The following is a 6,526-nucleotide window of genomic DNA, read 5'->3' on the forward strand; positions in this document are numbered from 1 at the left end:
TAGAGAGAAGGCTCTTAAACGTCCATTCGCTCTTATCGTTCAGACAAATATTGCGTCTGCAAACGGTTTGGCACCTTTCTTTTAAAAAAAGAGGTTGCTGGGTTTCATTGGGTCCATGTCCCTCCACCACTCAGGATAAGAGAATCCGTTAAGACCTATACTACATAAATACATTAGAATTGTCAATTTTGAATTTTAAATGTTCTTTTATTTACAATGGAATAATTAAATCATTATGTTATACTATTTTAATGTAAGGGCTTACATTAATAAATGAATAGATATTTGGAGGGATGTTGTATGTCAATAGATACATACAGTGAAACACCTAAAATCAAACACTTATTAGAAAAGAAAACGACTTTATTTCAACTTTCTACTACTCAGCTTTATTACAAGATTTTAAATAATAATGAAGGTGAACTTACAGAACTTGGCGCAATTAATATGAGTACAGGTAAATATACTGGTCGTTCACCAAAAGATAAATTTATCGTTAACGAACCTTCATATCGAGACAATATTGCTTGGGGAGACATTAATCAACCTATAGATGAAGACGTGTTTTTAAATTTATACAACAAAGTATTAGATTATTTAGATCAAAAAGAGGAATTATACGTTTTTAACGGTTATGCCGGAAGTGATAAAGACTCACAATTAAAATTAAAAATCATCAATGAACTTGCATGGCATAATTTATTTGCACAAAACATGTTTATCCGACCTGAATCTATTGAGGAAGCAAGTCATATTAAGCCAAATTTTACTATCGTTTCTGCCCCTCATTTTAAAGCTAATCCAGACGTTGACGGTACTCATTCTGAAACATTTATTATTGTTTCATTTAAACATAAAGTGATTTTAATTGGTGGTACTGAATACGCTGGAGAAATGAAAAAAGGTATCTTTTCAGTGATGAACTACTTATTACCTATGCAAGATATTATGAGTATGCATTGTTCTGCCAATGTTGGAGAAAAAGGTGATGTTGCTCTATTCTTTGGATTATCTGGTACAGGAAAAACAACATTATCAGCGACTCCAAATCGTAAATTAATTGGCGATGATGAACATGGTTGGAATAAAAATGGTATTTTTAACATTGAAGGTGGTTGCTATGCAAAAGCCATTCACTTATCTAAAGAAAAAGAACCTCAAATTTATAATGCCATTCAATATGGTACTATTCTTGAAAATACAATTGTTAATGAACGTGGCCATGTTGATTTTGATGATAATACTAACACAGAAAACACACGTGCTGCTTATCCAATTCATCATATCGATAATATCGTATTACCTTCTAAAGCCGCACACCCTAATACAATTATTTTCTTAACTGCAGATGCATTTGGCGTACTTCCACCTATTTCTAAATTATCTAAATCTCAGGCCATGTATCATTTCTTAAGTGGTTTTACGTCAAAATTAGCTGGCACTGAACGTGGTGTGACAGAACCTGAACCATCATTTTCAACATGCTTTGGCGCTCCATTTTTACCTTTGCACCCTACTAAATATGCGAATTTACTTGGTAAGCTAATTGATGACCATGATGTTGATGTATATCTAGTAAATACAGGATGGACGGGTGGAAAATATGGTGTTGGACGTCGTATCAGCTTACATTATACACGTTATATGGTAGATCAAGCTATTTCTGGCAAACTAAAACAAGCTACATTTACTAAAGATGAAATATTTGGTTTAAGTATACCAATTGAAATGGAAGATGTGCCTAAAACGATTTTAAATCCAATCCATGCTTGGAATGATCCTGAGGCTTATCGTCATCAAGCTAATGACTTAAAACAACGTTTTGAAGAAAACTTCAAAAAATTTGGAGATGAAGTAAAAGATATTGCTAAAAATGGTGGATTTAGTCATTAATAATATATAAACAAAAGACTTACAAAGATGACCGTTGTAGTCATCTTTATAAGTCTTGTTCTATATTATTCATCCATTGATGTATATAATCTAAAACTTCTTTCAATGCTTTCGGTCTTGGTACATGGCCTTCGTCAAGTTGATAAAATGTATCATGTTTGACCCCTTTAAGTTCTAGTTGTTCTTGAAGAAAATAAGCTTGATGTATACCCACTTGCCAATCTTTACCACCATGTACAATTAAAATAGGTGGACTGTTTTGATTCAATGTACATATCGCATTTCTTTGTTCATATGCCTCTTTATCTTTTTTCGGATGACCTACCATACGTCTTAGCATTCCCCTTAAATCTACACGTTCTTCATACATTAAATGAATATCTGAAACGCCACCCCAAATAATATAGCTATCAACTGGATCATCCTGAAATGATAATAGACCTTGAATTCCACCTCTTGAAAATCCAATCATATGGACGAAAGCTTGGGGATGCTTATTTTTTAATAGTCGAATAAGTACTGTTACATCATGTAAATCAGCATTACAAAATTCATCTTTTCCTTCACTACCATTACTTCCTCTATAATAGGGTCCTATAACTAATGTATATGGATCAGAAAATTGCATAAGTCTTGAAGCTCTTACTCTACCAACTTGCCCTTTTCCACCACGTAAATAAACTACAATACGTTTAACATTATGATACATTGGGACCATCTGTAACGCTTTTACCCTTAATTCGTCTACTGTATAAGTTATTTCCTCAAATCGATGAGTGTTGGATTCAACAGGCATTGTTCTAATATTCGTAATACCCAAGATCTTTCACCCTTTCTAAACATTTTAAAATTGCTTCATCTTTAATTAAATAACTTTTTTGGTGCTCAGGAATCTCATTAACTAGATGAAATAATATAGGACCCTCTGTTTCCAAATAGTCATGTTTATGTTCAATGGATTTCACCTTAATCACATACACATCTTTTTTAAAAAGTGATTTATCAAAGGTATGAACTTGATATTGCGCGATATAATATAAGGCTTCTATCTTTCCACCTGTTTCTTCATAAAGTTCTCTAGCAATCGCTTGTTGACTCGTTTCATTAATTTCAACTTTACCTCCAGGGAACTCGATACCTCTTTTAGAGTGTTTAGTGAATAATAATTGATTTTGAAATATCGGAATAGCTAAAACATGGTTTCCGTTCGGTATATCATCATCAGTTTTATATTGCATCGTGACTCGTCTATCCTCTTGATCGATAAACTCCATATTACTCATCCCCCTCTTAAATGTGGTAAAATTATTTAATAATCAAATGTCTATAGGAGGTTTATTTATGCTTAAAAAATTATTTCTAAGCATCATTCGTTTTTATCAGCGTTTCATCTCCCCTATGACACCACCAACATGTCGATTCTATCCTACTTGTTCTGAATATACTAAAGAAGCTATAGAAGTATATGGCGCATTTAAAGGTGGCTACATGGGAGTAAAACGTATTTTAAAATGCCATCCATTTCATGAAGGTGGATTTGATCCGGTACCTTTAAAAAAAGACAAACATACACATCATCATTCATAAACAGATAATGCATTTATATTAATTTTAGGGGGATTGAAATATATCAATCCTTCTTTTAATTTGCCTATGCCTTGTGTAAAGTCTGTTTCAAAATAATATCCATCTGGAGTAATATCTCCTGGATAAGACCCCTCTTTTGCTAATAAAGCAGTAAAATATCGACTAAGTCCATATTCATACATCCCACCAACGATCACTTTAATATCTTTCTCTTTTAATAAGTGAATGAGTTCTAGTGCTCTATCTATTCCTCCCAGTCTAAATGGTTTAACCACAACTGCAGTGATAGGATATTGATGAATAATTTTCAAAATTGATTGTAAATCCGTTGCTTTTTCATCAATAGCAATAGCAGGATAATGCGTAACATCTATATAACTTAAATCATTTAAATCTTTAAATGGTTCTTCAACGTATAGAATATCGTGTTGATCAATCTCTTTTAATAATTGAAATTGTGACATATCCAGTGTTTCATTTGCATCGAGTGTAAGATTAAATTCAAATGGAAGTTCATTGCGTAGCTTTTTTATGTCGTTAATGAGATGAGAACTCCATTTTAATTTAATACGTGCTGGCTTTGTGTCTTTAAGTGTTTGTAATTGTGAAGAAGATAAACCACTTACTGTTGCACCATATTCAACTTTAAAGCACGGTTGTGAATAAAACATCTGATAAACCGCCATCACAACAGTACATCTAGTAGCCGGATAACTATCTAATAAATCAAGATAAGGTAACCAGTCACTAAATGTATTGAATGATTGATTTAAAATCTTTTTTGACCATTGTTGTATTCGTATTTTTACTGTCTCAATTGTTTCAGTATCATACCAATCCGTTTCAAAGGCATTACATTCACCAAAATAATTTTCCCCTTCATCAGAAATAAATCGTACTATGAGTGCTTTGCGATGTGTCATTTCGATTTTAGGCGTCGTAATCGGAGAATGAAACGGCGCGGTATAGTAATAAAATTGTATATCAATAATTTTCATTTAATGATCCTCAGTTCCAACTTTATTACGTTGTAATTTTCCAGTAGAAGTATAAGGTAATGCATTGACGCGTTGATATATCTTAGGAACTTTATATTTTGCTAAATGTTCTTGTAAGAAATCTATAAGGTCTTTAACCTCAATTGTTTCACTTGCGACATAGTAAAGTGCTGGAATCTGACCCCAAGTATCATCTTCTTTAGGTACACATACTGCATCTATAATTCCATTGAATGTTTTAGCCACTGTTTCAATTTCATAAGGATAGATATTTTCTCCACCACTAATAATAAGGTCTTTACGTCGATCATAAACCATTACAAAACCATCACTATCTATTTCTGCAATATCTCCGGTTTTAAAGAAACCATCTTCAAATGTGTTATCCAAATCTTTAGGATACAAATATCCATTCATTACATTGTCACCTTTGATAAGTAATTCACCATGGCCCTCTTCATTAGGTTGTTTAATACATACTTCAACGTTATCACTTGGTTTACCTACTGTATCATATCGTTTAGCTAACATATCTGGTGAAGCGGTTAGGAACTGCGAACATGTTTCCGTCATTCCAAAAGAATTATAAATAGGTAATTGATAACTCAATGCCTGTTGTATGAGCGTGGATGATAATTTTGCACCCCCAAGTAATATTTTTTCAATTGAATATGGCTTATTTAAACCAGCATCCATTAGCCACTTTAACGTTTGTGGCACAAGTGACACATGTGTAGGATATTCATTTTTAATAATAGTCAGCATATCTTCAGTATTATATTTATTTAATAAACGTACAGTAAACCCTTCAATGGTAGCACGTAAAATCACACTAAGTCCTGAAATATGATAAATTGGAAGAACCGATAACCATGTCGTTTGTTGATCAAATCCTAGACTTTCTTTACAACCTAATGCACTTGCATAGTGATTTTTAAACGTTTGAGGTACTGCTTTTTGGGGTCCTGTCGTCCCTGATGTAAACATAATAGATGCAATACGATGAATATCAAATTGTTTATGATTAGGCGCATCAGGATAATCGCTCAGTTGATTAAATGAGAGAACTTGATGTGAATGTAAATCGAACTCTTTTGTAGTTAAAATAAGTTGAACATTCACTGAGTTCATTTGATTGGTCATTTCAGTTGTTGTTAATCGTGTATTGATCATTGCAATTTCAATTTGCGCTAACCAACATGCGTGCACTAAAATAATAGACTCAATGTCGTTTCCAATATATAGTCCTATCCTACTTTCATTTAAAGATAATAATTTCTTTGAAAGCTGATACGCTGCAGAATATAATTGATTATATGTTAATGTATACTTACCATCTGTAACCGCAATTTTGTTTTTGTTTTTTATACTTTGCTCTTTTAACCAAAATTCCACTATTCATTCCTCCAATAGTTATACATACTATATTATAACGATTTTTAAATGACTTAACAGGATTCATGTTTAAATTTATTTTGTGATTGTTTTATTTTTTAAAAGATATTACCCTTTTTAGATAAATATAGTTAAATACTTGTAGCTATAAAAAACCCAGAATGGAAAATAACCATTCTGAGCTACTGTACGGAGAGTAAGAACATAAAAAGAGCAAGGTCAACATGTCAGAGAATTATTTTCTTGACACATAATTGACACTTGCTAAGTCTAAACCCTATGATATAAAGCTTTTGATACGGAGAGTAAGGGATTCGAACCCTTGAGACGCGATAAAGCGCCTACACACTTTCCAGGCGTGCTCCTTCAGCCAGTCTCGGACAACTCTCCTCTATTCAATTAAATAAAAAAACAGAAGCGATGTTTCACTTCTGTTTATATGACTCCTACGGGACTCGAACCCGTGTTACCGCCGTGAAAGGGCGGTGTCTTAACCGCTTGACCAAGGAGCCATGGCTCCGCAGGTAGGATTCGAACCTACGACCGATCGGTTAACAGCCGATAGCTCTACCACTGAGCTACTGCGGAATAATTAAACTATGGAGCGGGTGATGGGAATCGAACCCACAACATCAGCTTGGAAGGCTGAGGTT

Annotated in this window: 6 protein-coding genes, 3 tRNA genes and 1 riboswitch; of the genes, 2 read left to right on the forward strand and 7 right to left on the reverse strand. The window is 33.3% G+C overall.

All coding sequences use genetic code 11. The features are described 5' to 3' along the window. Nucleotides 1–29: 29 nt before the first annotated feature. A riboswitch (SAM riboswitch) is annotated at nt 30–142 on the reverse strand. Nucleotides 143–300: 158 nt separating this feature from the next. After that, the gene (gene pckA, locus CD034_RS06720; RefSeq protein ID WP_087436821.1) at nt 301–1,893 is read left to right on the forward strand and encodes a phosphoenolpyruvate carboxykinase (ATP); all 1,593 of its coding nucleotides are present in this window, start codon (nt 301–303) and stop codon (nt 1,891–1,893) included. Nucleotides 1,894–1,939: 46 nt separating this feature from the next. Here the strand turns inward: pckA and CD034_RS06725 are convergent, their stop codons facing one another. Both CD034_RS06725 and ytkD read right to left on the reverse strand, forming a co-directional pair. Further along, nucleotides 1,940–2,713 carry an alpha/beta hydrolase family protein gene (locus CD034_RS06725; protein WP_103288224.1) on the reverse strand — a complete coding sequence of 258 codons (774 nt, stop codon included), beginning with the start codon at nt 2,711–2,713 and terminating at the stop codon, nt 1,940–1,942. Then, nucleotides 2,694–3,167 carry an RNA deprotection pyrophosphohydrolase gene (gene ytkD / locus CD034_RS06730; RefSeq protein WP_002449666.1) on the reverse strand — a complete coding sequence of 158 codons (474 nt, stop codon included), beginning with the start codon at nt 3,165–3,167 and terminating at the stop codon, nt 2,694–2,696. The genes CD034_RS06725 and ytkD overlap by 20 nt, the downstream gene beginning before the upstream one ends. Before the next feature lie 67 nt (nt 3,168–3,234). On the opposite strand from ytkD, the gene yidD reads away from it, so the two are divergent. Continuing rightward, complete coding sequence (yidD, locus tag CD034_RS06735) at nt 3,235–3,480, forward strand: membrane protein insertion efficiency factor YidD (RefSeq protein WP_103288225.1); 246 nt, start codon at nt 3,235–3,237, stop codon at nt 3,478–3,480. Here the strand turns inward: yidD and menC are convergent. From menC to CD034_RS06760, 5 genes are all read right to left on the reverse strand, one after another. Then, on the reverse strand, nt 3,471–4,478 hold the full coding sequence (gene menC, locus CD034_RS06740) for an o-succinylbenzoate synthase (RefSeq protein ID WP_077700115.1): 1,008 nt from the start codon (nt 4,476–4,478) through the stop codon (nt 3,471–3,473). The genes yidD and menC overlap by 10 nt on opposite strands. Beyond that, a complete protein-coding gene (gene menE / locus CD034_RS06745) occupies nt 4,479–5,873 on the reverse strand; it encodes an o-succinylbenzoate--CoA ligase (protein ID WP_103288226.1) in 1,395 nt (464 codons plus the stop codon). Nucleotides 5,874–6,172: 299 nt separating this feature from the next. Beyond that, a tRNA-Ser gene (locus CD034_RS06750) sits at nt 6,173–6,263 on the reverse strand. Nucleotides 6,264–6,313: 50 nt separating this feature from the next. Next, nucleotides 6,314–6,385 (reverse strand) — tRNA-Glu (locus CD034_RS06755). Between the two features lies 1 nt (nt 6,386). Beyond that, nucleotides 6,387–6,461 (reverse strand) — tRNA-Asn (locus CD034_RS06760). Between the last annotated feature and the right edge of the window lie 65 nt (nt 6,462–6,526).

The sequence above is a fragment of the Staphylococcus hominis subsp. hominis genome, assembly GCF_002901845.1.
Taxonomy (GTDB): domain Bacteria; phylum Bacillota; class Bacilli; order Staphylococcales; family Staphylococcaceae; genus Staphylococcus; species Staphylococcus hominis.

Bases quoted from the DNA above. Each gene is read 5' to 3' on its own strand.
- pckA (WP_087436821.1), top strand. From the start codon at position 301: ATGTCAATAGATACATACAGTGAAACACCTAAAATCAAACACTTATTA.
- ytkD (WP_002449666.1), bottom strand. From the start codon at position 3,167: ATGGAGTTTATCGATCAAGAGGATAGACGAGTCACGATGCAATATAAA.
- yidD (WP_103288225.1), top strand. From the start codon at position 3,235: ATGCTTAAAAAATTATTTCTAAGCATCATTCGTTTTTATCAGCGTTTC.
- menC (WP_077700115.1), bottom strand. From the start codon at position 4,478: ATGAAAATTATTGATATACAATTTTATTACTATACCGCGCCGTTTCAT.